Source organism: Sphingobacterium sp. NGMCC 1.201703, from assembly GCF_047784615.1.
In the GTDB taxonomy this organism is placed as follows: domain Bacteria; phylum Bacteroidota; class Bacteroidia; order Sphingobacteriales; family Sphingobacteriaceae; genus Sphingobacterium.
On record NZ_JBLOHD010000008.1, the window covers coordinates 69,020 to 91,732 of the forward strand.

General features: G+C 40.7%; 25 protein-coding genes. 14 read left to right on the forward strand and 11 right to left on the reverse strand.

Annotation, left to right across the window (positions count from 1 at the left end):
* The first annotated feature begins 3 nt into the window (after positions 1-3).
* The 10 genes from rpmF to ACK8HY_RS17550 all read left to right on the forward strand — a co-directional run bounded on the left by rpmF (position 4) and on the right by ACK8HY_RS17550 (position 8,825).
* Positions 4-195 carry a 50S ribosomal protein L32 gene (gene rpmF, locus ACK8HY_RS17505; protein ID WP_077437804.1) on the forward strand — a complete coding sequence of 64 codons (192 nt, stop codon included), beginning with the start codon at positions 4-6 and terminating at the stop codon, positions 193-195.
* 106 nt (positions 196-301) lie between these two features.
* On the forward strand, positions 302-1,240 hold the full coding sequence (plsX, locus tag ACK8HY_RS17510) for a phosphate acyltransferase PlsX (protein ID WP_077437805.1): 939 nt from the start codon (positions 302-304) through the stop codon (positions 1,238-1,240).
* Between the two features lie 6 nt (positions 1,241-1,246).
* A complete protein-coding gene (locus ACK8HY_RS17515) occupies positions 1,247-2,236 on the forward strand; it encodes a beta-ketoacyl-ACP synthase III (protein WP_416134344.1) in 990 nt (329 codons plus the stop codon).
* Between the two features lie 75 nt (positions 2,237-2,311).
* Positions 2,312-2,791: an acetyl-CoA carboxylase biotin carboxyl carrier protein gene (gene accB / locus ACK8HY_RS17520; protein WP_077437807.1), complete on the forward strand. Its 480-nt coding sequence runs from the start codon at positions 2,312-2,314 to the stop codon at positions 2,789-2,791.
* Positions 2,792-2,862: 71 nt separating this feature from the next.
* Positions 2,863-4,218 (forward strand): acetyl-CoA carboxylase biotin carboxylase subunit, encoded by a 1,356-nt coding sequence (gene accC, locus ACK8HY_RS17525; protein WP_077437808.1) that lies wholly within the window; start codon positions 2,863-2,865, stop codon positions 4,216-4,218.
* A gap of 76 nt (positions 4,219-4,294) precedes the next feature.
* Positions 4,295-5,155, forward strand: a complete 861-nt coding sequence (gene tatC / locus ACK8HY_RS17530; RefSeq protein ID WP_077437809.1) for a twin-arginine translocase subunit TatC — start codon at positions 4,295-4,297, stop codon at positions 5,153-5,155.
* Positions 5,156-5,168: 13 nt separating this feature from the next.
* Positions 5,169-5,615, forward strand: coding sequence for a ribose 5-phosphate isomerase B (gene rpiB / locus ACK8HY_RS17535; RefSeq protein ID WP_077437810.1), 447 nt, complete (start codon positions 5,169-5,171; stop codon positions 5,613-5,615).
* Positions 5,616-5,892: 277 nt separating this feature from the next.
* On the forward strand, positions 5,893-7,467 hold the full coding sequence (locus ACK8HY_RS17540; protein ID WP_416134345.1) for a M28 family peptidase: 1,575 nt from the start codon (positions 5,893-5,895) through the stop codon (positions 7,465-7,467).
* A gap of 127 nt (positions 7,468-7,594) precedes the next feature.
* Positions 7,595-8,530: a DnaJ C-terminal domain-containing protein gene (locus ACK8HY_RS17545; RefSeq protein ID WP_416134346.1), complete on the forward strand. Its 936-nt coding sequence runs from the start codon at positions 7,595-7,597 to the stop codon at positions 8,528-8,530.
* Between the two features lie 4 nt (positions 8,531-8,534).
* Positions 8,535-8,825 (forward strand): chaperone modulator CbpM, encoded by a 291-nt coding sequence (locus tag ACK8HY_RS17550; RefSeq protein WP_077437813.1) that lies wholly within the window; start codon positions 8,535-8,537, stop codon positions 8,823-8,825.
* 36 nt (positions 8,826-8,861) lie between these two features.
* Here ACK8HY_RS17550 and ACK8HY_RS17555 read toward each other — a convergent pair whose 3' ends face one another.
* From ACK8HY_RS17555 to ACK8HY_RS17575, 5 genes are all read right to left on the reverse strand, one after another.
* Complete coding sequence (locus ACK8HY_RS17555) at positions 8,862-9,755, reverse strand: hypothetical protein (RefSeq protein ID WP_416134347.1); 894 nt, start codon at positions 9,753-9,755, stop codon at positions 8,862-8,864.
* Positions 9,756-9,767: 12 nt separating this feature from the next.
* Positions 9,768-11,822: an energy transducer TonB gene (locus ACK8HY_RS17560; protein WP_416134348.1), complete on the reverse strand. Its 2,055-nt coding sequence runs from the start codon at positions 11,820-11,822 to the stop codon at positions 9,768-9,770.
* 29 nt (positions 11,823-11,851) lie between these two features.
* Complete coding sequence (locus ACK8HY_RS17565; RefSeq protein WP_077437816.1) at positions 11,852-12,220, reverse strand: BlaI/MecI/CopY family transcriptional regulator; 369 nt, start codon at positions 12,218-12,220, stop codon at positions 11,852-11,854.
* Between the two features lie 149 nt (positions 12,221-12,369).
* A complete protein-coding gene (arfB, locus tag ACK8HY_RS17570; RefSeq protein WP_416134349.1) occupies positions 12,370-12,774 on the reverse strand; it encodes an alternative ribosome rescue aminoacyl-tRNA hydrolase ArfB in 405 nt (134 codons plus the stop codon).
* Entirely contained in the window at positions 12,771-13,490 is a 720-nt protein-coding gene (locus ACK8HY_RS17575) for a DUF1003 domain-containing protein (RefSeq protein ID WP_416134350.1), read from the reverse strand. The genes arfB and ACK8HY_RS17575 overlap by 4 nt, the downstream gene beginning before the upstream one ends.
* A gap of 262 nt (positions 13,491-13,752) precedes the next feature.
* Here ACK8HY_RS17575 and bshA point away from each other — a divergent pair, with 262 nt between their 5' ends.
* The 4 genes from bshA (at position 13,753) to ACK8HY_RS17595 (ending at position 17,496) form a co-directional block, all read left to right on the forward strand.
* On the forward strand, positions 13,753-14,895 hold the full coding sequence (bshA, locus tag ACK8HY_RS17580) for an N-acetyl-alpha-D-glucosaminyl L-malate synthase BshA (protein WP_416134351.1): 1,143 nt from the start codon (positions 13,753-13,755) through the stop codon (positions 14,893-14,895).
* 74 nt (positions 14,896-14,969) lie between these two features.
* A complete protein-coding gene (gene pyrH, locus ACK8HY_RS17585) occupies positions 14,970-15,674 on the forward strand; it encodes a UMP kinase (RefSeq protein ID WP_075991132.1) in 705 nt (234 codons plus the stop codon).
* Between the two features lie 29 nt (positions 15,675-15,703).
* Positions 15,704-16,267, forward strand: a complete 564-nt coding sequence (gene frr, locus ACK8HY_RS17590) for a ribosome recycling factor (RefSeq protein WP_416134352.1) — start codon at positions 15,704-15,706, stop codon at positions 16,265-16,267.
* 245 nt (positions 16,268-16,512) lie between these two features.
* A complete protein-coding gene (locus tag ACK8HY_RS17595) occupies positions 16,513-17,496 on the forward strand; it encodes a sugar phosphate isomerase/epimerase family protein (protein ID WP_416134353.1) in 984 nt (327 codons plus the stop codon).
* Between the two features lie 45 nt (positions 17,497-17,541).
* Here ACK8HY_RS17595 and purE read toward each other — a convergent pair whose 3' ends face one another.
* The 6 genes from purE to ACK8HY_RS17625 form a co-directional block, all read right to left on the reverse strand.
* Entirely contained in the window at positions 17,542-18,051 is a 510-nt protein-coding gene (gene purE, locus ACK8HY_RS17600; protein WP_416134354.1) for a 5-(carboxyamino)imidazole ribonucleotide mutase, read from the reverse strand.
* A 7-nt stretch (positions 18,052-18,058) separates the two neighbouring features.
* Positions 18,059-19,201: a 5-(carboxyamino)imidazole ribonucleotide synthase gene (locus ACK8HY_RS17605; protein ID WP_077437823.1), complete on the reverse strand. Its 1,143-nt coding sequence runs from the start codon at positions 19,199-19,201 to the stop codon at positions 18,059-18,061.
* 32 nt (positions 19,202-19,233) lie between these two features.
* Entirely contained in the window at positions 19,234-19,737 is a 504-nt protein-coding gene (locus ACK8HY_RS17610; protein WP_416134355.1) for an NADH-quinone oxidoreductase subunit B, read from the reverse strand.
* A 2-nt stretch (positions 19,738-19,739) separates the two neighbouring features.
* Positions 19,740-20,327, reverse strand: coding sequence for an NADH-quinone oxidoreductase subunit A (locus tag ACK8HY_RS17615; protein WP_416134356.1), 588 nt, complete (start codon positions 20,325-20,327; stop codon positions 19,740-19,742).
* Between the two features lie 126 nt (positions 20,328-20,453).
* Complete coding sequence (ffh, locus tag ACK8HY_RS17620) at positions 20,454-21,794, reverse strand: signal recognition particle protein (RefSeq protein ID WP_077437826.1); 1,341 nt, start codon at positions 21,792-21,794, stop codon at positions 20,454-20,456.
* Between the two features lie 135 nt (positions 21,795-21,929).
* Positions 21,930-22,625: a zinc metallopeptidase gene (locus ACK8HY_RS17625; protein ID WP_077437827.1), complete on the reverse strand. Its 696-nt coding sequence runs from the start codon at positions 22,623-22,625 to the stop codon at positions 21,930-21,932.
* Positions 22,626-22,713: the final 88 nt, after the last annotated feature.

Genomic DNA, 22,713 nt, shown 5'->3' on the forward strand with positions numbered 1-22,713 from the left:
GAGATGGCACATCCAAAACGTAAAACTTCTAAATCAAGAAGAGACAAAAGAAGAACACATTATAAAGCTGAAGCTCCTAGCTTGACAGTATGTAAAGAAACTGGCGCAGTTCATTTACCTCACCGTGCTTACAAAGTAGACGGAAACTTGTATTACAACGGTAAATTGATCATTGAAAATACAGCTGTTGTCTAAGGTAAACCTTTCATAACACCAAAACATCCCAAACAAGCAATATTTTAGAAATTTGCTTTATTTTGGGATGTTTTTTGCGTATTATTGATTTACTAAATAATAACGGATGAAGATTGGTTTAGATATTTTAGGAGGAGATTATGCTCCTAAAGCAACGATAACAGGTGCTATTGAAGCACAAAAACAGCTTACTGGAGACCAAAAGATAGTCCTTTTTGGTAAAACTGAAGAGACTAAACAATTAATCGATCAAGCCGGAGGAAATTCATCTGACTTTGAATATGTGGAAGCTCCAGAAGTCATTGCGATGGGTGAACATCCAACCAAAGCGATAACTCAAAAACCCAACTCAAGCATTGCGAAGGGATTTGAATATTTAAAAAACAAAGAAATCGATTCATTCGCATCCGCTGGTAACACCGGAGCCATGCTCGTAGGATCGATGTTCAGCGTGAAAGCTATTCCAGGCGTATTGCGCCCAGCCATAGCATCAATTGTTCCAAAATTGAAATCAGGATTCGGAATCCTACTGGATGTCGGTGCAAACGCAGACTGTAAACCAGAGATGCTGAATCAATTTGCAATGTTGGGCAGCCTCTTTGCCGAGCATGTATTCAATGTATCCAACCCAAAAGTGGGATTGTTGAACATCGGAGAAGAAGAAGAAAAAGGAAACATCCTGACAACCTCTACCTACCCCCTACTTAAAGCCAACGACAAGATTAACTTTATCGGAAATGCAGAAGGCCGCGACCTGTTCAGTGACCATGCCGACGTTTACGTCTGTGATGGATTTACGGGCAATGTGGTCCTGAAACTTGCAGAATCATTTTATGTAGTGACCCTGAAAAAAGGTTTTAAAGATGATTTCTTCGACCGATTCAACTACGAGCAGTACGGCGGTAGTCCAATCTTGGGAGTCAATGCTCCTGTCATTATTGGTCATGGTATTTCAACACCAGAGGCCATTAAAAATATGGTTTTATTTTCAAGAGATATGATCGAGTCTAAATTCATTGACAGCATCAGATCTATTTTCAATTAAGTATTTATGTCAAAGATTCATGCCGCGATTACGGCTGTAAATGGTTACGTTCCGGATTACATCCTCACCAACAAAGAGTTGGAAACAATGGTCGATACCAACGACGAGTGGATTGTATCACGAACAGGAATCAAAGAGAGACGCATCTTAAAGGGCGAAGGGCTTGCTACATCAGACCTTGCTGTACCTGCCGTTCAGGGTTTATTGAAAAAGAGGGGAATAGAAGCGACGGATATCGATTTAATTATCTTTTGTACCAGCACACCGGATATGCTGTTCCCAGCCACTGCAAACATTTTGGCCGATAAGATCGGGGCAACAAATGCTTGGGGCTTCGATCTACAGGCAGCTTGCTCAGGTTTCTTGTTCGGTCTGAATACCGGAACACAGTTTATCACGGCTGGTACACATAAAAAAGTACTTGTTATAGGTGCTGATAAAATGTCATCGGTCATCAATTACCAAGATCGCAATACCTGTATCCTTTTTGGAGATGGTTGTGGTTGTGTGTTATTGGAGCCAAATGAAGAAGGATTGGGTATACAGGATGCCATTTTGAAAACAGATGGTTCAGGTGGCCAATTCCTTAATATTAAAGGCGGTGGTTCATTAAACCCTGCATCACATGCCACTGTTGACGCAGGTCTGCATTACGCTTACCAAGAAGGTCGTACAGTATTCAAATTTGCTGTGACCAACATGGCTGATGTTGCCCATGATGTTATGGTAAAAAATAATCTGAAGTCAGAAGACATTGCTTGGTTGGTACCGCATCAGGCCAACAAACGCATCATCGATGCAACAGCAGAGCGTGTAGGTCTTCCAGAAGAAAAAGTGATGGTAAACATCCAAAAATATGGAAATACAACCAGCGGAACAATCCCCCTATGCCTATGGGAATGGGAATCTCAATTGAAAAAAGGAGATAGCCTGATCCTTGCCGCGTTCGGTGGCGGTTTCACCTGGGGATCCATCTATTTAAAATGGGCGTATTAATTGTCCATTTTATGGTATAATTTATTACTTTTGACAGTTAGAATTTTTTAAGAAACAAACAAAACCTAGAATACTATGGGTATGGATATCAAACAAATTCAAGACTTGATTAAATTCGTTTCAAAATCAGGTGTGAATGAAGTCTCGATTGAAGAGCAAGATTTTAAAATTACAATAAAAACAAATCAAGAGCCTACGTACGTTACAGCTTCTGTTCCAGCTGTTGCACCAGTTGCTGCTGCTCCGGTTGCGCAAGCGGCAGCTCCAGCTCCTGTGGCTACGCCTGCTGCTCCAGCAGCTAACGCTGACGCGAACTTGATTACAATCAAATCACCAATGATCGGTACTTTCTACCGTTCAGCAGGACCTGGTAAACCATCTTTTGTGAATGTTGGTGATGATATCAATACAGGTAATGTATTGTGTATTGTTGAAGCAATGAAATTGTTCAACGAAATCGAATCTGAAGTTTCTGGTAAAATCGTTAAGATTTTGGTAGAGGATGCTCAACCTGTTGAGTATGACCAACCATTATTCTTAGTTGAGCCTAAGTAATTTACAAACGTAAATGAATATGATGTAGCCTCCAAAGGGCTACATTTTTGTAAACTTCATAATTCAAGACAATGTTTAAAAAAATACTAATTGCAAATAGAGGCGAGATTGCCCTGCGCATTATCCGTACCTGCCGTGAGATGGGTATCAAGAGTGTTGCAGTATATTCAACCGCAGATAGAGACAGCTTACACGTGCGCTTTGCCGACGAAGCGGTCTGTATTGGCCCTCCACCGAGTAAAGATTCTTACTTAAACATTCCGAATATTATTTCTGCGGCTGAATTGACAAACGCTGACGCGATTCACCCAGGATATGGTTTCTTGTCGGAAAACGCACGTTTTTCAGCAATCTGTGCAGAGTACGGTATCAAATTTATTGGTGCTACTGCTGAGCAGATCGAAAAAATGGGCGATAAGTCACGTGCAAAGGATACCATGAAAAAAGCCGGTGTACCTACTGTACCTGGATCGGATGGTTTGATCTCAAACGTAAAAGAAGGGATCACATTAGCCAATGAAATCGGTTACCCTGTAATTATCAAGGCTACTGCCGGTGGTGGTGGTCGTGGTATGCGCATCATCTGGAAAGACGAAGAATTCGAACCAGCTTGGGATTCTGCCCGCGTAGAATCCGCAGCCGCATTTGGCAACGATGGTATCTACCTTGAAAAATATGTAGAAGAGCCACGTCACATCGAATTCCAGATCGTAGGCGATCAGTTCGGTACCGTATGTCATTTATCAGAACGCGACTGCTCTATCCAACGTCGTCATCAAAAATTGATCGAGGAATCCCCTTCACCATTTATGACACCTGAGTTAAGAGTTAAAATGGGTGAAGCTGCTGTAAAAGGGGCTAAAGCCGTAAACTATGAAGGTGCCGGTACAATCGAATTTTTGGTTGACAAACACCGCAATTTCTATTTTATGGAGATGAATACACGTATTCAGGTAGAGCATCCGGTAACGGAGGAAGTGATCAACTTCGACCTGATCAAAGAACAGATCAAAGTTGCTGCCGGTATTCCGATCTCCGGAAAAAATTATGAACCGGAAATGCACGCGATCGAATGCCGTATCAATGCCGAAGATCCGTTCAACAACTTCCGCCCTTCACCAGGCAAAATCACGAACTTCCACTCACCGGGAGGCCATGGTGTACGTGTAGATACACACGTGTACTCAGGGTATACTATTCCACCAAACTACGACTCGATGATCGCCAAATTGATTTGTGTGGCACAGACACGTGAAGAGGCCATCTGTACCATGGAGCGTGCTTTGAGCGAATTCGTGATTGAAGGTATCAAAACAACCATTCCTTTGCACCTGAGATTGATGCGTGACCCTAACTTCAGGGCCGGCAATTTCACCACAAAGTTCATGGAAACATTTGACCTAACTGAATATCCTGTAGAAGATTAAATAAAATTATCTTTACATACATAAAAAATACCATTCTTTACAATAAGAATGGTATTTTTGTTTCCAAACAATTTTTATGAGTACACCAAATTCGAAAGATCTAATACAAGCTATCAAAAATAAAGGGAAGAATATAGAAGCAGAGATGTCTTTCTTTGACCATCTTGAAGTCTTAAGATGGCATTTGGTTCGTTCAGCTATTGCAATCTGTATCTTTGCAGGTATTGCTTTCTCGTTCTACGATTTTGTATTCAACGATATTATCATGGGACCCAAAAATCTGGATTTTTGGACCTACCGTATGATGTGCAAAGCTGCTGATGCTTTCAATCTGGCCGATTTCTGTGTCAAGAAAATACCTTTTAATATTATCAATACGGAATTAGCTGGGCAATTTATGCTCCAGATCAACTCCTGCTTGTTGATGGCCTTAATGATGGGGTTCCCTTACCTTCTGTTTGAAATCTGGTTATTTGTTAAACCGGCATTGACAGATGTGGAAAGACGTTCCGCTCGTGGTTTTGTATTTTACTCCACAATATTGTTTGTTTTGGGCGCGCTTTTCGGGTATTATATTGTTGTACCATTATCTATCAACTTCCTAGCGAATGTATCCTTAAGTGACGAAATCGTCAATCAGATTACAATCGACAACTATCTGTCTACCATTGCGACATTGACATTAGGCTGTGGAATCGTATTCCTATTACCGATCATGGTGTTTATCCTGTCTAAAATAGGCATCATGACACCTGAGTTTATGCGTGCCAGCCGTCGTTATGCAACAGTAATTATTTTGCTTATAGCGGCCGTCATTACACCTTCTGCAGATATTATCACCATGTTGACTGTTGCTGCGCCGATGTTCTTATTGTATGAAATAAGTATTATGGTCTCTGCGGATGTCAAAAGAAAAAAATTAGCACAAGAAAAATAAAATAACAAGAGAAATGAGCAGTGTAAAGAAAATTGCGGTCGGAAGTGACCATGCAGGATTTGAGTACAAAACGGCATTGGTTAGCTTTTTAAATGAATTGGGTTATGAAGTAACCGACTTTGGAACAAACTCGCCAGATTCGGTCGATTACCCAGATTTTGCACATCCCGTCGCATCTGCGGTAGAGAACAAAGAGGCTGATGCAGGTGTATTGATCTGTGGTAGTGCCAATGGTGTTGCGATCACAGCCAATAAACATCAGAATATCCGTGCGGCAATCTGTTGGTTGGAAGAAATTTCGGCATTGGCACGTCAACATAATGATGCCAATGTGGTATGTGTACCAGCCCGTTTTATTGATCTTGATCTCGCAAAAAAGATCGTTTCAACTTTTATGACAACCGAATTTGAAGGCGGGCGTCATGCCAATCGCGTCAATAAAATAGCTTGCAGCTGTTAATAAATTAACATATTTTAAGGAGCGGATGAAGGGTAAAAGATACTTTTCATCCGCTTTTTTAGTTATATTGTATATGATTTAAGGTGATCGAAATTGGCATTACTATCACTTCATATTGTTATGGACATTATAACACACTGTTGCTGATAGTCAACAAGCGATCATCCGATATATACTATTTTTAACGATAAAAGGTGTATTGCGCACAACGTAGAACCTAAGCTTTCGGCACCCGGATCTCAATATGCAATACTAAATACTAAATTCTCAATACGAAATGAATAAAATACATAACCTGATCTGGATAGCGTTGTCTATGGTAAGCTGTGCTCAGGCACAGGATGTCAGCACCAAATATGCGAATGAAATCACTGTAGAATCGACGCAGAAACATCTACGAACGCTTGCTTCGGTGGACTTTGAAGGAAGAGGAACAGGACAGAAAGGCGGTCAGCTAGCCGCGGATTATATCGCCAACGAATTCAAAAAATACGGCCTTTCAGCACCAGTAAATGGATCTTATTTCCAGGCCCTTCAGCTTATACACAATAGCTTTAAGGTCAAGCAGTTCACGATAAATGACCGGCCGTTCCTAAATGGGAAAGATATTTTCATCATTGGTAACAATGAGAATAAACTCTTTGAAAGCGATGAGATCATGTTTATAGGCTATGGCATTGATGATTCAAAATACTCCGATATTGCGGGACTTGACCTGACCAATAAAGTTGTGTTATTATTAAACGAAGGCGAACCTACAGACGATAAAGGAAATTCATGGATCACCGGAAAAAAAACTCCATCGGACTGGTCGACAAGCAGGAACAAGAAAATCAAAGAAATTCTCAAGAAGAAACCAAAATTGATACTAGCCGTCAACAGCCAGCTATCCCAATTACTTGAAGAGGCCGGGGACCGCGCGACAGAAGGGCGTTATAATCTTGCCGTTGATCAGCCGGCACCCGAAAAGTCACCGATGATCCCGGTCATCAATATTACCGACCATGCAGCAAATTATATTTTTAATCTCGCACGCACAAATCTGGCAGCTGTTGTCGGCAAAATCAACCGTTCAGGACAGCCAAATTCCTTTGCCATTAACACTAAGCTTAAGGCTGAATTCGGCACCAATGCCCAACCTTTAACTGACCCTAATGTTTTGGGATACCTGGAGGGAACCGACAAAAAAGATGAAATTGTTGTCATTGGTGGACATTACGATCACGATGGCAAAGATTCCAAAGGAACTATCTTCTTTGGTGCGGATGACAATGCCTCCGGAACAACGGCAGTATTGGAGCTTGCCCGCAGCTTTTCCCGCGCAAAGGCCGCAGGGAATGGTCCAAGACGCAGTATCCTGTTTGTTACCTATGCCGCTGAAGAAAAGGGCTTACTCGGTTCTAAATTCTATACCGAAAACCCCATCTTTCCGTTAGCAAACACTGTCGCCTGTATTAACATCGATATGATTGGACGTGTAGATGATAAACACCTCAAAGGAAACCATGACTATATCCATGCGATCGGTTCGGATAAACTGAGTTCTGAACTTTATCAGATCAATAAAGATGAAAATGAAAAAAATACCAAGCTGGAAATAGATTATATGTATGATAATCCGAAAGATCCAATGCGTCTTTATTACCGATCAGATCATTATAACTTTGCGAAAAAAGGGATACCATCCATCTTCTACTTTTCTGGGCTCCATCCGGACTATCATACACCGGCCGATACCTATGATAAAATAGACTTCCCATTGATGGTCAAACGGGAAAAATTGGTGTTTTTTACGGCATGGCAAATCGCTAATAGAGATCAGCGATTAATTATTGATAACAACAAAGAATAACAAGTCAACGTTGTCTTCAAAAAAAGGAGTCCCGGCATTCAAACGCCGGGACTCCTTTTTTTTGAACAACATCCAGAACAAAGCCCTCGATAATTTGTTATATTTATTACAAGACAACAAAATACATATGGCTTTTGTAGATTACTATAAAGTGCTCGGCATTGATAAAACGGCTTCGGCTGATGATATCAAAAAAGCATACCGAAAACTAGCGCGTAAATACCATCCTGATGTCAACCCCAATGACAATGAGGCTAAACAACGTTTTCAGGAGATTAATGAAGCGAATGAGGTATTGTCCGATGCCGAAAAACGCAAAAAATATGACCAATATGGCGAACATTGGCAGCATGGAGAGGAATATGAAAAGGCGCAACAGCAATACAGACAATCCCAATCTGCTGGTGGCAATCCTTTTGGTGCGGGGGGAAACCCCTTTGGCGGCGGCTCAGGTTCTTACGAGTATACCGGAAATTTTGATGATGGTCAATTCTCAGATTTTTTCGAACAGATGTTTGGTAGTCGACGTGGCGGTGGCAGACAAAGTACCTTCCGTGGGCAGGACTTCAATGCCGAACTGAGCTTAACTCTCCAACAGGCCTATACAACCCACCAACAGACCTTTAATATCAACGGCAAAAGCATCCGTATTACGATCCATGCAGGTGTCGAAGATGGACAGAAAATCAAATTAAAGGGCTATGGTAGTGAAGGAATAAACGGTGGACCTAAAGGCGATCTGTATATTACAATCAACATCACGCCCGATGCAAATTTCAAACGGCAGGGAAATGATCTATATACTTCACTGGATGTAGACCTCTATACAGCGATTTTAGGCGGAGAGGCAACGCTGGATACCTTCGGTGGTAAAATCAAATTAAAGGTTAAACCTGAAAGTCAAAACGGAGCAAAAATGCGACTCAAGGGCAAAGGATTCCCGGTCTATCGCAAAGAAGGGGAATTTGGAGATCTGTATGTCAGCCTAAATATTAAAATGCCGAGCAATTTATCTGAAGAGGAAAAGGCATTGTTTCAGCAACTGAAGGATTTAAAGCATTAATCTCATGGAAACAACACTCATAAAAGTAATAGACTTCTGTCAGTCCAGAAAAGTTGAAACAACTTTCCTGCAGACCATGGAGGAATATGGTCTTATACATATTGTCATACAAGAAGAAGAACAATTTATTGACGAAGATGAACTCAAAAAACTGGAACGCTTCTCCAATCTCTATTATGAGCTGGAAGTAAATCCACAGGGAATTCAGGTGGCCCATCAGCTATTGGATAAGGTCGAACAACTTCAAAATGAAATTATACAGCTTAAAAATAAATTAAAAGCCCTGGATTATTAATCCCGGGCTTTCATATTTCCCCATAAAATAGAAAAACTAGAATACCACATCCTGCTCCGTATTAATTTTGGTCTGCCAAACAATTTTATCCTGCAGTGTTGTATAGATAATCTCATAATCGCCTTTGCAGACAACAAAGGACCCATAAAAATCTCTGGGCTTCATTAAGCGATAAACCACCAAGGCGCGCTTTCCTTCAACCATTCCGTATGCTTTCATCAGCATATATCCGGTTTTGTTAATTTTCTCTTCGGGGATCTTATAGTCCAGGTGCGAACGGCTTCCATCATCCGGACAGTGTATTGTCGTTCGGCTCGGTGTAAAAATATACCGGTTGCGATACATGGCAACATTAGATTGCACAATATCTTTTGCCCAGGCAATATCTTCAAAATCATCCGGAAGCAGAAAGATCATACTTAACATTTTTTCCTGCCAAAGGCGATCATTGAATGGGATAACAAAATGTAATACCTTCCGTCCTTTAAATTCACTTATATTATAGAAATAACGTCCCTCCTTGTTTTCCTCGCGATGGAAAGTAGTCAGATCCAATAAATGATTTTTTTTGCCTTTAGCATTCGGATAGTTGTTCATTACTGCAAGAATATCATAACTGTACCTACCTTTTAGGCTCCCTGTAAATAACACTTTGTAAGCAGTATCCGCGTAATTGAGATGCTTGAGGACATTTTTGTATTTCACATTGACCTTACTGACATTGATCGGTCCGGTATAAGCATTCCAGTTTTCCTGCCTTAGCATATCATCACCCAGAAATACAGCGAGCTCTTTGTCGATATTGATAAAATATTCATCGCCTTCCACGGTGTAACCGTTTGGCACAACCTGATAGGATTTGCAGGACGACAGCATAGCACATAGGGACAGTGTGATAAACAGCAGAAATGTTCTTTCTTTTTTAAACATCTGGAAGGTCTCCTATGATTTTAGCTTTTGCACCTTTAGCCCCTCCCAACGATAAACATCATATGAATTTCCATTTCTTTTCATCACCTTTAATGTCAGCTCATATTGATTTCTAACCTGTCGGCCATCAAGAAGTCCGGGCTTCCATTTTACTCCGCTTTGCAACAGTTTTACAAGCTCCTGTGCAGCCTTTGTATCAGGCGTATTAAGGATTTTAAAGTCATTCAAACTGCCATCTTTTTCAACCATAAACTGTACGACGACATTACCATCCTCCCCCGTCGAATTTGGATTATAATTCTTTATGACATAATCTCTATAGGCAATCATCCCCCCTATGGGTTCCGAATTCACATCCACCCGCCTATAGTTTTTCACATAGCCCCCATCTGGCGTAAACTTAATCCGAAAAAAACCAGTGGATTTTACGGGTTTGCCCTCTACCACAGCTGGATTCCATTTCGTTTTCTGTAAAAGTCTTGAAGCCTCCTGAGCAAATGCCCTTCCTAAATCCGAATTGGTCAGCACCGAATGGATGGTACCATCCACATTGATTGTCAAATAGGCCTGGATGACAGGATCAAGATCTTTTTTGGAAATCTTTCTGGGGAATTTAAAGTTCTGAATAAACCATTTTTCAAGTCCTTCACGACCCAAGACTGGACTTCCAGCTGGATTTTCACGCACGACCTGATTCTCTTTCCCATCGCTTAGATTTAGACGAATCGGCAATGTATAAGCCACTCGAACAGCCTGTCCATTTTGAATTCCCGGTTTCCACTTTCTCGCTTTTTTCATTAATTCCAATGCAGCCTCTTTCGTGCCATAGCCCAAATCCCGCTTTACCTTGAAATCGGAAAGACTACCATCTTTTTCTACAACAAAAGAAATCTCAATGATACCATTCGCCTTTTTTTCAAGTGCTTCCTTGGGATAGGTATAATTTGTAGCCACCCAGTTCATAAAATTGACCATTCCCCCGATTGGCTCTGGGTTAACCTCAACAGCTGTAAATATCGCATTGAAAGCTGGATCAAGCGAATCAAGCTTGGTATTCCCATCCTTCATCTGTCTTTCCGCAGCAGCCCGCTCAGCATCCAATTTAGCCTGTTTGGCGTCGGTTACTTTTCTATTTTTAGTTGTATCTGATCTAAGTTCCCTATTGTTGGTAAATAGACCATCCTCCACTTTCATCATCTCTGTTGCTGTCGTTAGTTCCACCTGATTGATCGAACTTTCAACGTCTGAAACGATATCCTTAGCACGTGTGGTATTAAAGACCAAGGTAGACCCCATTACAACCAATAACATAGGTAATACGGCGGCATATAATAGACGCTTTTTTCGCGCTGATTTATTCTTAAATAACATCATAATTCTCTTCTTTAAAAACGAATGATTAGAAAACTCATGCGTGAGTGCCAGATGGTCCACCTTTAGGGCATGAGCAACCAGCATTTCGGCGTAAGCAACCTTGTCCGTTGAGCAGACTTCATCGGCAATACACTCATGCTGAAACTTTAACTCCTTTTGAAAGAAATATAAAATCGGATTAAACCAGTTGAAAATTTTCAACAGTTCCATCAAAAGCAAATCATAAGAGTGGCCCTGTTCGACATGAACACGTTCATGCGATGCTATGCTGCCCTTGTCTGTAATAGATCCGCCAATGACGATTTTATTGAAAAATGAGAAACTTAGATAATCATGTTTATGTCGTAAAGCCCTAAGCAGCTGTATCACCCGAACCAGCAGTAACATACATGCTATCGCAACGCCCGTCCAATATACATAAGTCAAGATATCGACCAAATAAATGGGCTGTTCCTTTGGGCTACTGATAGCGATATCCATATAGCCACTCAGATCCACCATCGGTATGGAATAGGCAATTACCTCGTTTTTCGGTAATTCAATAAAAATTCCGATCGGCGCCAAGAGCGAGAATATAATCATCCCGATCAAATAGATCCGGTTCCATTGGAAAAAAGTGAGTTTACGAAATATCAGCCTATAGAGCGCAAAGCTGATAATCAATGAAACATTGACAATCATTAAGTAAATCATAATCAAAAGTTTATAAGAGGTGGTTGTTGTTATTTGTTTTTTCGGATAATCGAAAGAATATCATCTAGTTCTTTGACATCCAATTTATTTTCCTCCAGAAAATAAGAAAGCATACTTTTGGGAGAATTATCAAAATAATTATTCAACAACTTACCAGTAATTCCTTTTTTATATTCCTCTTTTGAGATCTTCGGTAAATACTGATGGCTTTTACCAAAAGACTCGTGCGTCACAAAACCCTTGGTTTCGAGAATACGCACTATCGTTGAAACTGTATTGTAAGCAGGTTTCGGTTCGGGCAGTCGGTCAATGATATCTTTGACAAAACCGCGTCCCATTTCCCAAAGCTCCTGCATGATCTGTTCTTCTGCTTTAGTCAATTCTTTAAAATCTTCCATAACTCCTTATGATTAACAGTACTGTTGTAATCGATTACAATACAAGTATATAACTAAAGAAATAGTTTTACAACTATTTCTTTAGTTATATACATAATAAATTGATTATTAGCACAATAAAATTTAACCGACCACTATTTTATAACAAATTAATCATCAAAACTTCGTCTACGTGAAGCTTTCAATTGAGATTGTTGTTTTTTGCGGTCCAACCTTTTTAGCACGCTGGAATAGGGTATTTTGGTTTTCTTTCTTGGCTTGCTGGGCACAAGCGCATCTTTCACAAGATGAAGAAAACGGTCAATGGCGATTTCTTTGTTTCGTACCTGTGAGCGGTCCGTATCCGATTCTAATTGCAATATTCCTTCTTTATTGATACGATTTGAAAGCTTCTCAGCTAGCAGAGCCTTTTCTTCGGCCGAAAATACAGCAGACCGCTCCACATCCCACTGCAGGGTAACCTTGGAAGATACTTTGTTGACATGTTGCCCCCCTGCTCCACCAGACCTTGAAAATTTAAACGTCAGTTCGCCTATTAATCCTGTTATATTCATTTGTCTTTAAATGCTTCTTCAATTTTTTCCATTTTCTTTAGCAGGAAGCTTAATTTCTCTACCTGGTCACGTTGTATTTCAGTCAGTTCCTGCTCTTTTCTGATAATGAGATGATCTATTTTCTCATGTAATTCCCTGATTTCGAGCTCAGCCTTCAGGTTCACCATATAATCATTCCGTGCCCGTTCACGGTCCTTAGCCTCCTGCCTATTTTGGCTCATCATAATCACCGGGGCCTGCAGTGCAGCCACACAGGACAAGATCAGATTAAGCAAAATAAATGGATAAGGGTCGAAACCTTTATTATTTAACCAATACATATTGAGCGCGATCCAGATCAGCAAAAATACAACGAAAGAAATAATGAATGTCCAGCTACCTCCAAATTCAGCGACTTTGTCCGCGACACGTTCGCCCAACGAGGCTGCTGTTGCGACATCGTTATCCATACTTGCACTAATGACCTTATTATCCTTAAAGCTCTGTATCACTTGCTGGTCCAGCTGACTGAGCTGGCCGGACTCGTCCTTTAAAAATTCAGTAATATAGGCCTCCTTAAAACGTGTAAGCTCTGTCGCTGCGAGAGCGTTATCTTTTCTAAAATTTGGATATTCCTTACGGATCAGTTTAAAAATAGGCTGTCGGATAGAGGCCCCCAAAACACGTTGCTCCAATGGGAATCGTTGGCCTGAAATATCACTTATGAAATTGTCCATATACCGCTCAAATGTCTACTTAAAGATAATGCTTTTTAAGTAATCAAAAAATTCACAAAACTATGGCAATTGGTTTTTGTTATTTTAGGCATAAATAGCCGAAATTTGCAACACAAAAAATCAGATGATGAAAACGTCCTGATTTACTCCGCGCGACAGTGAGCGGAATAAGATCAGACAGCTTTATCGCGTTTAAAATAAAAACGGGTGCCGCGGGTTCATTTAGATCGATGAAAGCGAACACTAATAAAAAATTACACAAATGAAAATAGGCATTGTTTGTTATCCCACATTTGGTGGCAGTGGTGTTGTGGCAACGGAATTAGGAAAGGCTTTAGCGGCCAATGGACATGAGATCCATTTTATAACCTATCGACAACCCGCACGCCTAGATTTCTTTTCGGAAAACCTATACTACCACGAAGTAGCTGTATCCCAATATCCACTTTTTGACTTCTTACCTTACGAATCTGCACTGGCCAGTAAATTGGTCGATGTCGTACGTTTTGAAAAGCTGGATCTGATCCATGTACATTACGCCATTCCCCATGCGTCAGCAGCATTTATGGCAAAGCAGATCCTGCTGACCACTTATGGAATCAATATTCCCGTAGTCACGACCTTACACGGTACGGACATCACCCTGGTTGGAAAGGACAAAAGCTTCAGTCCGGTAGTTACCTTCTCCATCAACCAGTCTGATGGTGTAACTGCTGTTTCACAAAACCTTAAAGATGAGACGCTACGGTATTTTGATATTTCCAGGGCGATTAAAGTGATCCCCAATTTTATTGATCTCGATAGATTCAGCAATAAGGACCGTTCCCATTTCAAAAAGGCAATCGCTCCGGGTAATGAACGGATATTGGTGCATACCTCCAATTTCAGAAAAGTAAAAAACACGGAAGATGTCATCCGTATATTTAAGAAAGTACATGATGTCATTCCATCCAAATTATTGATGGTCGGCGATGGACCTGAACGCCGTAATGCAGAAGAATTATCCAGAGAATTGGATGTATGTATGGATGTCCGTTTTTTGGGTAAACAGGATGCTGTGGAAGAGATCCTTTCAGTTTCTGATCTCTTTCTGATGCCTTCCAGTTCGGAAAGTTTTGGGTTAGCGGCGCTAGAAGCGATGGCCTGTCAGGTTCCGGTAGTGTCCTCCAATACCGGTGGATTACCCGAATTGAATGAAAATGGCGTTACAGGATTTCTCAGCAATGTAGGCGATGTGGATGATATGGCCAAGAATGCGATCTATATCCTGGAAGATGCTGAACGATTGGAAAAATTTAAAGAAGCGGCATTAAATCACGCAAAAAAATTCCAATTGTCCAATATCATGCCTTTATACGAACAATATTATCAGGAAGTAATTGATCAAACAACAAAAGCGCAATAAATATCATTTTTGGCCTTAAGGGTTGAAAAAAAAATTTTATCTTTGACCTTTGGAAAATTTCCAAAAAAACAATTATGAAATACAAACGTATCTTATTAAAACTTAGCGGTGAATCCTTAATGGGTGACCAAAGCTATGGTATCGATATTAACCGTGTATCACAATACGCTAATGATATCAAAGAAATTCACGATCAAGGTTTAGAAATTGCAATTGTTATCGGAGGTGGTAACATTTACCGTGGTTTGAGCGCTGAAAAATCAGGAATGGACCGTGTTCAGGCAGACTACATGGGAATGCTTGCCACTGTTATCAACAGTATGGCGCTTCAGGATGCTCTTGAAAAAGTAGGTAAAAAGACACGTTTGCTAACGGCTATCAAAATGGAACAGATTTGTGAGCCATTTATCCGCAGAAGAGCGGTACGCCACCTCGAAAAAGGTCGTATTGTTATTTTCGGAGCTGGTACCGGAAATCCATATTTTACAACGGATACTGCTGCCTCTTTACGCGCAATTGAAATCAATGCGGATGCTGTGCTAAAAGGAACCCGTGTAGACGGTATCTATACTGCTGATCCAGAGAAAGATCCTAGCGCGACAAAATTTGAGGAAATCTCATTCACGGAGGTCTACGAAAAAGGACTTAATGTGATGGATATGACAGCCTTTACCCTTTGTCAGGAAAACAAATTACCAATCATTGTATTTGACATGAACAAACCAGGCAATTTATTGAAACTTGCCAATGGAGAACATGTTGGAACTGTGGTAAAATAATTAATATCTGTAAAAAAACGTAATCTTATATGAACGAACTAATTTCAATTGAATTGGACGATTGTAAAGACAAGATGTCCAAAGCAGTTGCTCACACCGAGTCTGAATTAACAAAAATTCGCGCCGGTAAAGCTTCTCCATCGATGTTAGATGGTATTTCAGTCGATTATTATGGTAGCGCAACTCCGCTTTCGCAGGTCGCTAACATCAATACAACTGATGCACGGACAATTGTTATCCAACCTTGGGAAAAATCGCTCATCAACGCAATTGAAAAAGCTATTACGGATGCTAATCTTGGCATCAATCCTCAAAATGATGGTATCGTTATCCGCTTAAACGTTCCTCCTTTGACTGAAGAAAGAAGACGCGACCTGGTCAAAAAAGTAAAAGAAGAGACTGAAAGAGGCCGTATTGCTATCCGTAACATTCGTAAGGATACAAATGAGTCCATCAAAAAACTAAAAAATGATGGTGCCTCAGAAGACGAAATCAAAACCGCTGAAGGTGAAGTCCAAAAATTAACTGATGCATTCATTGTAAAAGTTGATAAACTGGCTGAGCTGAAAGAAAAAGATATCATGACTGTTTAAGACCTTATTTTTAAACATACAAAACGGGGATGTCCAATGGCTTTGGACATCCTCGTTTTTTTTGCGTTCCCCCCGGAGTCCCTTATCATTTATCCGATTTTCATCGGGCTCACTTTCACGTTCTAGGCAAGCTCTTTTTATATTCCGGAAGCCCCATAATATGCGTTCATCAAAATATTTTCAGCAGCTTTTATTGATTTTTGAGCAAAATAATTGTACATTGTACACTACACATAATCAGTTATATGATGAACAATTCTCGCCGTCAATTTTTAAAGCAAGCTGGAATAGGTCTTTCGGCAGCTTATTTGATGCCCAATTTGTTATCTTGTCAAAATAAAGCGGGTGCTGTCAGCGACAATCCATTGCAGAATATAGGCGTACAGCTTTATTCCATCCGTGATTTAATGGATAAGGACCCCAAAGGTTCTTTGGAACAGATCGCAAAAATAGGCTACAAACATGTCGAGCTCTATGGCATAGATCCTACCGCTAAACAATTCTGGAAATTACCTTATAAAGAGCTAAAAAAGATTCTGGACGACAATGGTCTTAAAACCTATTCGGGCCACTATGACATGTCCAAATATCTCAGTAAATCACATACCGATAAAGAGGATCTATCCGTTTACTTTGATGCTGCAAAGGAACTTGGACAGGAATATGTTATTGCACCGGTAACACCGATGTTCGATATTAATGCGCTGAAAAAAGATGATTATCTCTATGCTGCCGAACAGCTCAATAAGGCCGGTGAACAAGCTAAAAAGATGGGACTAAAGGTTGCTTACCACAACCATTTTTGGGAATTTAGGGATTTAGGCAACAATACCACAGGTGAAGATATCATGTTGGCTTTTACAGAGCCTGATCTCGTGGATTTTGAGCTTGATCTTTTCTGGACCGAGAAAGCCGGAAAAAACCCTGTATCTATATTTGAGAAATTTCCTAACCGATTTAAGCTATGGCATGTGAAAGATATGGACCGTACAAAATCCAATCCGATCGAATGGCCTAAGGATGGTAAGTTGCCTGTGGAACAGATCTTTAAGGATATCAGATATACCGAAGTGGGTACCGGAAGCATTTCGTTTCAAGAAATTGTCAAAGAAAAGGCTAAAGCTGGCCTCAAATACGCTTTCGTAGAGCAGGACGACATCTACATGCCTAACAAGATAGAAAGTCTTAAGAAAAGCTACGATTACGTTCAGAGAAATCTGATCAAATAAAAAAAGGGAAGCAGATGCTTCCCATTTTTTATTTGATCAATTCCCTTAGAATTGCGTATCCTCTACTTCGGCCGCAGTTTCAATCACTTTGCGTGCTAGTTCTTCCTTGAAGTCAATAATATTCTTACTGATCGTCTCGTCATGAGTTCCTAGAATCTGGGCTGCCAAAATACCAGCATTTTTTGCAGCATTTAGGGCAACTGTAGCCACTGGAATACCATTGGGCATCTGAAGGATTGATAATACCGAATCCCAACCATCAATGGAATTGGATGATTTTACAGGTACACCGATCACAGGCAAATGCGTGATTGAAGCCACCATTCCGGGAAGATGCGCAGCACCACCGGCCCCAGCAATAATCACTTTTAAACCACGGGATGACGCATCCTTTGCATAATCAAACATACGTTGTGGTGTACGGTGCGCCGATACGATTGTAACTTCAAATTCTACTCCAAGGACTTTCAGAACATCAATGGCATCCTGCATAACCGGAAGATCGGATTTACTTCCCATGATAATCCCTACCTGGGCCTTATTATTGACTGACATAGTATAATTAAGCTTTAACTTTTAATATTTCTTGTACTTTTCTCGCATTGGAAATGGCTTTTTCCCGATCATCATTAATGATACATACATGGCCCATTTTACGAAAAGGTTTTGTATACTTCTTGCCGTAAAGGTGCAGATAGACTCCTTCCATGGCCAACACCTCTTCTACACCATCATATTTTGCCAAGCCTTCGTAGCCATCCTCACCCAAGAGATTAATCATGACGGCATTTGTCCGGCATCTGGTATCACCCATAGGCAAATTGAAAATGGCTCTTAAATGCTGCGCAAACTGAGATACGTAATTTCCCTCGATCGTCTGATGTCCACTATTATGCGGGCGCGGAGCCAGTTCGTTCACAAGGATATCGCCGTTTTTCGTTAAAAACATTTCCACCGCAAGTAAACCTACAATCTGTAGATCATCCGCAATCTTCTTCGCAATTGCCTCGGCACGTTGCTGGATCTCTACCCCATATAAAGATGGTGCGATAAGAAATTCTACCAAATTAGCCTGTGGATTGAATTCCATTTCCACCATCGGAAAAGTAGACACCTCACCTCTATCGTTACGTGCAACAATAACCGCGATTTCCTTTTCAAAATCCACCCATTCCTCAATCAGGCTAGGCTCTTCAAAAGCATGTTCAATATCCGCCTCCGTAACGATTTTCTTCACTCCTTTTCCGTCGTAACCATCTTTACGGAGTTTTTGAATATAAGGTAAGCTCAAAGATGCATTTGTGAGATTATCCTTATTGGATATCAATTGAAATGCAGAAGTCGGGATATCATTTTGTTTAAAAAACTGTTTCTGTAATCCCTTATCCTGAATCAAGCGAATGATGCGGGACTGTGGATAAACAACTACCCCCTCTTCCTCCAATTTTTCCAATGCATCCACATTTACTTTTTCGATTTCGATAGTAATCAAATCCAGGTCTTTACCAAAATTATATACCGTCTCAAAATCGCTCAATGAACCACATTCAAATTTGTTGCACAGTTTACGACAGGGCGCATTCTTGTCGGGATCCAGTACATGAACGTTTACATTGTAATTAATGGCTTCCTGGATTAACATTCTTCCCAGTTGACCACCACCAAGAATGCCTAATTGCAGTTCGCCATAAAAATCTTTTGCCATAGTTGATTTTAGAATCTTATAAAATTTATCTCTTAAGCTTTTTCTCTGAACAGCTGTTCACCTAATAAGCTTTCTTTTTCTATCTTTTTTTGCAGTTCAATAAAAGCACCTATCAGTGCTTCCGGACGTGGCGGACAGCCTTGAACATACACATCCACTGGAATGATCTTATCAACCCCCTTCACCACATGATACCCATGCTGCCAATATGGACCACCACAATTGGAACAGGATCCCATCGAAATTACATATTTAGGATCTGGCATCTGCTCATATAGCTTTTTAATACGATCAGCCATTTTGAACGTGACTGTACCTGCAATAATAATAACATCCGATTGTCTTGGCGAAGGCCTTGGAAACACCCCCATCCGATCCAGGTCATAAGTTGAAGCCATAGCACCCATCATTTCGATCGCACAACAGGCTATACCGAAACTCATCGGCCACATCGATGAAAGCCGTGCCCAGTTTAGCAAATCATCCAATTTGGCAACAACGACACCATTATTTTGCAACTGACTATCTAAACTCATGTTTACTCAGGTTTTTTAAATCGAGGTTTAAAAGCAATTTTCGGAGCACTCGTCGGCTCCTGAACGACAGCATGCTCCACAGCCTCAACTGCGGGCTGTCTATAATCCCGTACCTGATATGCGGTATTGTTCAAAGCGGAATAAGCACTTTGGGGAATATTGACCGGAACCTTAGGTAGTGAAACATTCGGTTTAACCCATTCCAAATCTCCTTTTTTCCAGACAAAAACCAATCCCAAGATCAAAATACCGATAAACATCGCCATTTCAATTAGTGTAAACCATCCCCATCGACCATCGGCAGCAATATATTCCGACTGTCCAAACACCGTCGCCCAGGGAAAAATAAAAATGAGTTCCACATCAAAAAGCAGGAACACCAAAGCAATGACGTAAAATCGGGGATTAAATTGTACCCAAGAGGATCCAATCGGATCTTCGCCACATTCGTAAGTACCAGATTTAATGGGATTATTCTTTTTGGGAGAGATTAAACGTGCTAGAAAAATGGTCGCACAGACTAACAGCGCCCCTATCAGCAGAATGATAAGGATTTTGCCGTATTCCGATAATTGCGCGGGGTCATCCATAATGATTACAAATTTAACAATTATTTCGTTTACTCTAGCGAGGAACTTGAAATTACAAATTATTTATTAAAAAAATAGGGCATTGTATGCGTACAATGCCCTATCGTATATAACTATACATTAAAATTACATTTTACCCGGCATTTTAGGCATATTGCGCATCAATTTAGCGGCCATTGCAGGATTAGACATCTGTTTCATCACTTTACGCATGTCGCCAAATTGCTTCAATAATTTGTTCACTTCGTTAATATCGGTTCCCGAACCTTTGGCAATACGTAAACGACGTTTTTGATCGATCACATCCGGGTTTTCGCGTTCAAAAGGTGTCATCGAATCAATAATTGCTTCGATAGGCTTGAATGCATTATCATCGACTTCAATATCCTTCATGGCCTTTCCTACCCCGGGGATCATGCCCATCAAATCTTTCATATTACCCATTTTTTTGATCTGTTGGATCTGGGATTTGAAATCATTGAAATCAAATTTATTCTTACGGATTTTCTTTTGAAGCTCAGCAGCTTGTTTTTCGTCAAACTGTTGTTGTGCACGTTCTACCAAAGATACGACGTCACCCATACCTAAAATACGGGATGCCATACGATCCGGATAGAAAACGTCCAATGCATCCATTTTCTCACCGGTACCGATAAACTTGATTGGTTTATTGACAACAGATTTGATGGATAGTGCAGCACCACCACGTGTATCACCATCTAATTTGGTCAATACCACACCCGTAAAATCAAGGCGATCGTTGAATGTCTTCGCTGTATTGACAGCATCCTGTCCCGTCATCGAATCAACCACAAATAAGATCTCGTCCGGTTTTGTTGCTTCCTTAACTGCGGTAATCTCCACCATTAAAGGCTCATCTATCGCCAGACGACCTGCCGTATCGATGATAACGACATTATGGCCATTGCGTTTAGCCTCTTCAACCCCCGCTTTGGCGATGGCAATCGGATCCGTTGATTCCCTATTGACATACACCGGAACACCAACCTGTTCAGCCAGGACCTCCAATTGATCAATCGCTGCTGGGCGATAAACGTCACCTGCAACCAACAATGGTTTTTTATTCTTTTTATCTTTTAGGAATAATGCCAGCTTACCAGAAAAAGTTGTTTTACCGGCACCATTCAGACCTGCTATCAAAATGACAGTAGGGTTTTTACCGGTCTCTAATTCGGTAACAGATCCCCCCATCAATGCTGTCAGCTCATCATTCATGATTTTAGTCAACAACTGACCCGGAGAAATACTTGTCAATACATTCTGCCCTAAAGCTTTTTGTCTAACATCATCTGTAAAAGTTTTAGCAGTCTTGTAATTCACATCGGCATCCAACAATGCTTTGCGAATTTCTTTCATCGTTTCAGCAACGTTGATTTCGGTAATACTGCCTTGTCCTTTTAATACCTTAAAGGCCCTATCTAGCTTATCTTGAAGATTTGAAAACATAAAATCTGAATCTTATTCTATATAAACAGCAAAGTTAAAAAAATTGTCTGTAGTAACCTCATTAACACCCCATAAAAAATGCGACTATTAAAAATAATCGCATTTTTTTGTATACTTGAGTGGCCTGGCCACGCATTAATCACTTCTCCGTCCACCAAATAAGATGGAAGCATAGTATAAAAGAGTTACCAAGGCACTCAAAGCAGCAACTACATAAGTCATAGCAGCCCATTTTAAGGCATCTTTCGCACCGTCATGCTCTTCGCCATTATAAGTAACGCCCGCATGGTTCAACCATTCCAAAGCACGGTTTGATGCATCAAACTCCACTGGAAGTGTGATGAAAGAAAATATTGTTGTGATCGCCAAGGCACCTACACCAACTGCTAACAACCATGGGTTTCCGCCTTTGGAAAATGCAAATAACATCACACCGAGCATCAATACCCATGAGGTCAGTTTGGAAGCCACATTGACCATAGGTACCATTGCTGAACGGAACCCCAGCCATTTGTATGCTTTTGCATGCTGAACGGCATGGCCACATTCATGGGCTGCCACAGCAGCCGCCGCCACACTCCGACCGCTATACACCTCAGGACTCAAATTAACCGTTTTATCCGATGGATTATAATGGTCGCCCAAGCGATCAGGAATGGAGATCACTTTCACATCATATATACCGTTATCGTTGAGCATTTTTTGCGCAATCTCAGCACCCGACATTCCATTCCCCAATGGCATTTCCGAATACTTTTTAAATTTGTTTTTAAATCGTGTCTGGACAATCAGGCTTACCACCATTATTCCAATAAATAAAATCAAGTACATAGCTTTTTTATATTTTTTATCGTTATTCTCTTTTACTGTTTCAATCTAATGATCAAACCTCATTCCAATTCCCTCAAATGGACAAAGA

Coding starts and splice junctions, on each gene's coding strand:
- rpmF (WP_077437804.1), top strand. CDS start 4: ATGGCACATCCAAAACGTAAAACTTCTAAATCAAGAAGAGACAAAAGA.
- plsX (WP_077437805.1), top strand. CDS start 302: ATGAAGATTGGTTTAGATATTTTAGGAGGAGATTATGCTCCTAAAGCA.
- ACK8HY_RS17515 (WP_416134344.1), top strand. CDS start 1,247: ATGTCAAAGATTCATGCCGCGATTACGGCTGTAAATGGTTACGTTCCG.
- accB (WP_077437807.1), top strand. CDS start 2,312: ATGGGTATGGATATCAAACAAATTCAAGACTTGATTAAATTCGTTTCA.
- accC (WP_077437808.1), top strand. CDS start 2,863: ATGTTTAAAAAAATACTAATTGCAAATAGAGGCGAGATTGCCCTGCGC.
- tatC (WP_077437809.1), top strand. CDS start 4,295: ATGAGTACACCAAATTCGAAAGATCTAATACAAGCTATCAAAAATAAA.
- rpiB (WP_077437810.1), top strand. CDS start 5,169: ATGAGCAGTGTAAAGAAAATTGCGGTCGGAAGTGACCATGCAGGATTT.
- ACK8HY_RS17540 (WP_416134345.1), top strand. CDS start 5,893: ATGAATAAAATACATAACCTGATCTGGATAGCGTTGTCTATGGTAAGC.
- ACK8HY_RS17545 (WP_416134346.1), top strand. CDS start 7,595: ATGGCTTTTGTAGATTACTATAAAGTGCTCGGCATTGATAAAACGGCT.
- ACK8HY_RS17550 (WP_077437813.1), top strand. CDS start 8,535: ATGGAAACAACACTCATAAAAGTAATAGACTTCTGTCAGTCCAGAAAA.
- ACK8HY_RS17555 (WP_416134347.1), bottom strand. CDS start 9,755: ATGTTTAAAAAAGAAAGAACATTTCTGCTGTTTATCACACTGTCCCTA.
- ACK8HY_RS17560 (WP_416134348.1), bottom strand. CDS start 11,822: ATGATTTACTTAATGATTGTCAATGTTTCATTGATTATCAGCTTTGCG.
- ACK8HY_RS17565 (WP_077437816.1), bottom strand. CDS start 12,220: ATGGAAGATTTTAAAGAATTGACTAAAGCAGAAGAACAGATCATGCAG.
- arfB (WP_416134349.1), bottom strand. CDS start 12,774: ATGAATATAACAGGATTAATAGGCGAACTGACGTTTAAATTTTCAAGG.
- ACK8HY_RS17575 (WP_416134350.1), bottom strand. CDS start 13,490: ATGGACAATTTCATAAGTGATATTTCAGGCCAACGATTCCCATTGGAG.
- bshA (WP_416134351.1), top strand. CDS start 13,753: ATGAAAATAGGCATTGTTTGTTATCCCACATTTGGTGGCAGTGGTGTT.
- pyrH (WP_075991132.1), top strand. CDS start 14,970: ATGAAATACAAACGTATCTTATTAAAACTTAGCGGTGAATCCTTAATG.
- frr (WP_416134352.1), top strand. CDS start 15,704: ATGAACGAACTAATTTCAATTGAATTGGACGATTGTAAAGACAAGATG.
- ACK8HY_RS17595 (WP_416134353.1), top strand. CDS start 16,513: ATGATGAACAATTCTCGCCGTCAATTTTTAAAGCAAGCTGGAATAGGT.
- purE (WP_416134354.1), bottom strand. CDS start 18,051: ATGTCAGTCAATAATAAGGCCCAGGTAGGGATTATCATGGGAAGTAAA.
- ACK8HY_RS17605 (WP_077437823.1), bottom strand. CDS start 19,201: ATGGCAAAAGATTTTTATGGCGAACTGCAATTAGGCATTCTTGGTGGT.
- ACK8HY_RS17610 (WP_416134355.1), bottom strand. CDS start 19,737: ATGAGTTTAGATAGTCAGTTGCAAAATAATGGTGTCGTTGTTGCCAAA.
- ACK8HY_RS17615 (WP_416134356.1), bottom strand. CDS start 20,327: ATGGATGACCCCGCGCAATTATCGGAATACGGCAAAATCCTTATCATT.
- ffh (WP_077437826.1), bottom strand. CDS start 21,794: ATGTTTTCAAATCTTCAAGATAAGCTAGATAGGGCCTTTAAGGTATTA.
- ACK8HY_RS17625 (WP_077437827.1), bottom strand. CDS start 22,625: ATGTACTTGATTTTATTTATTGGAATAATGGTGGTAAGCCTGATTGTC.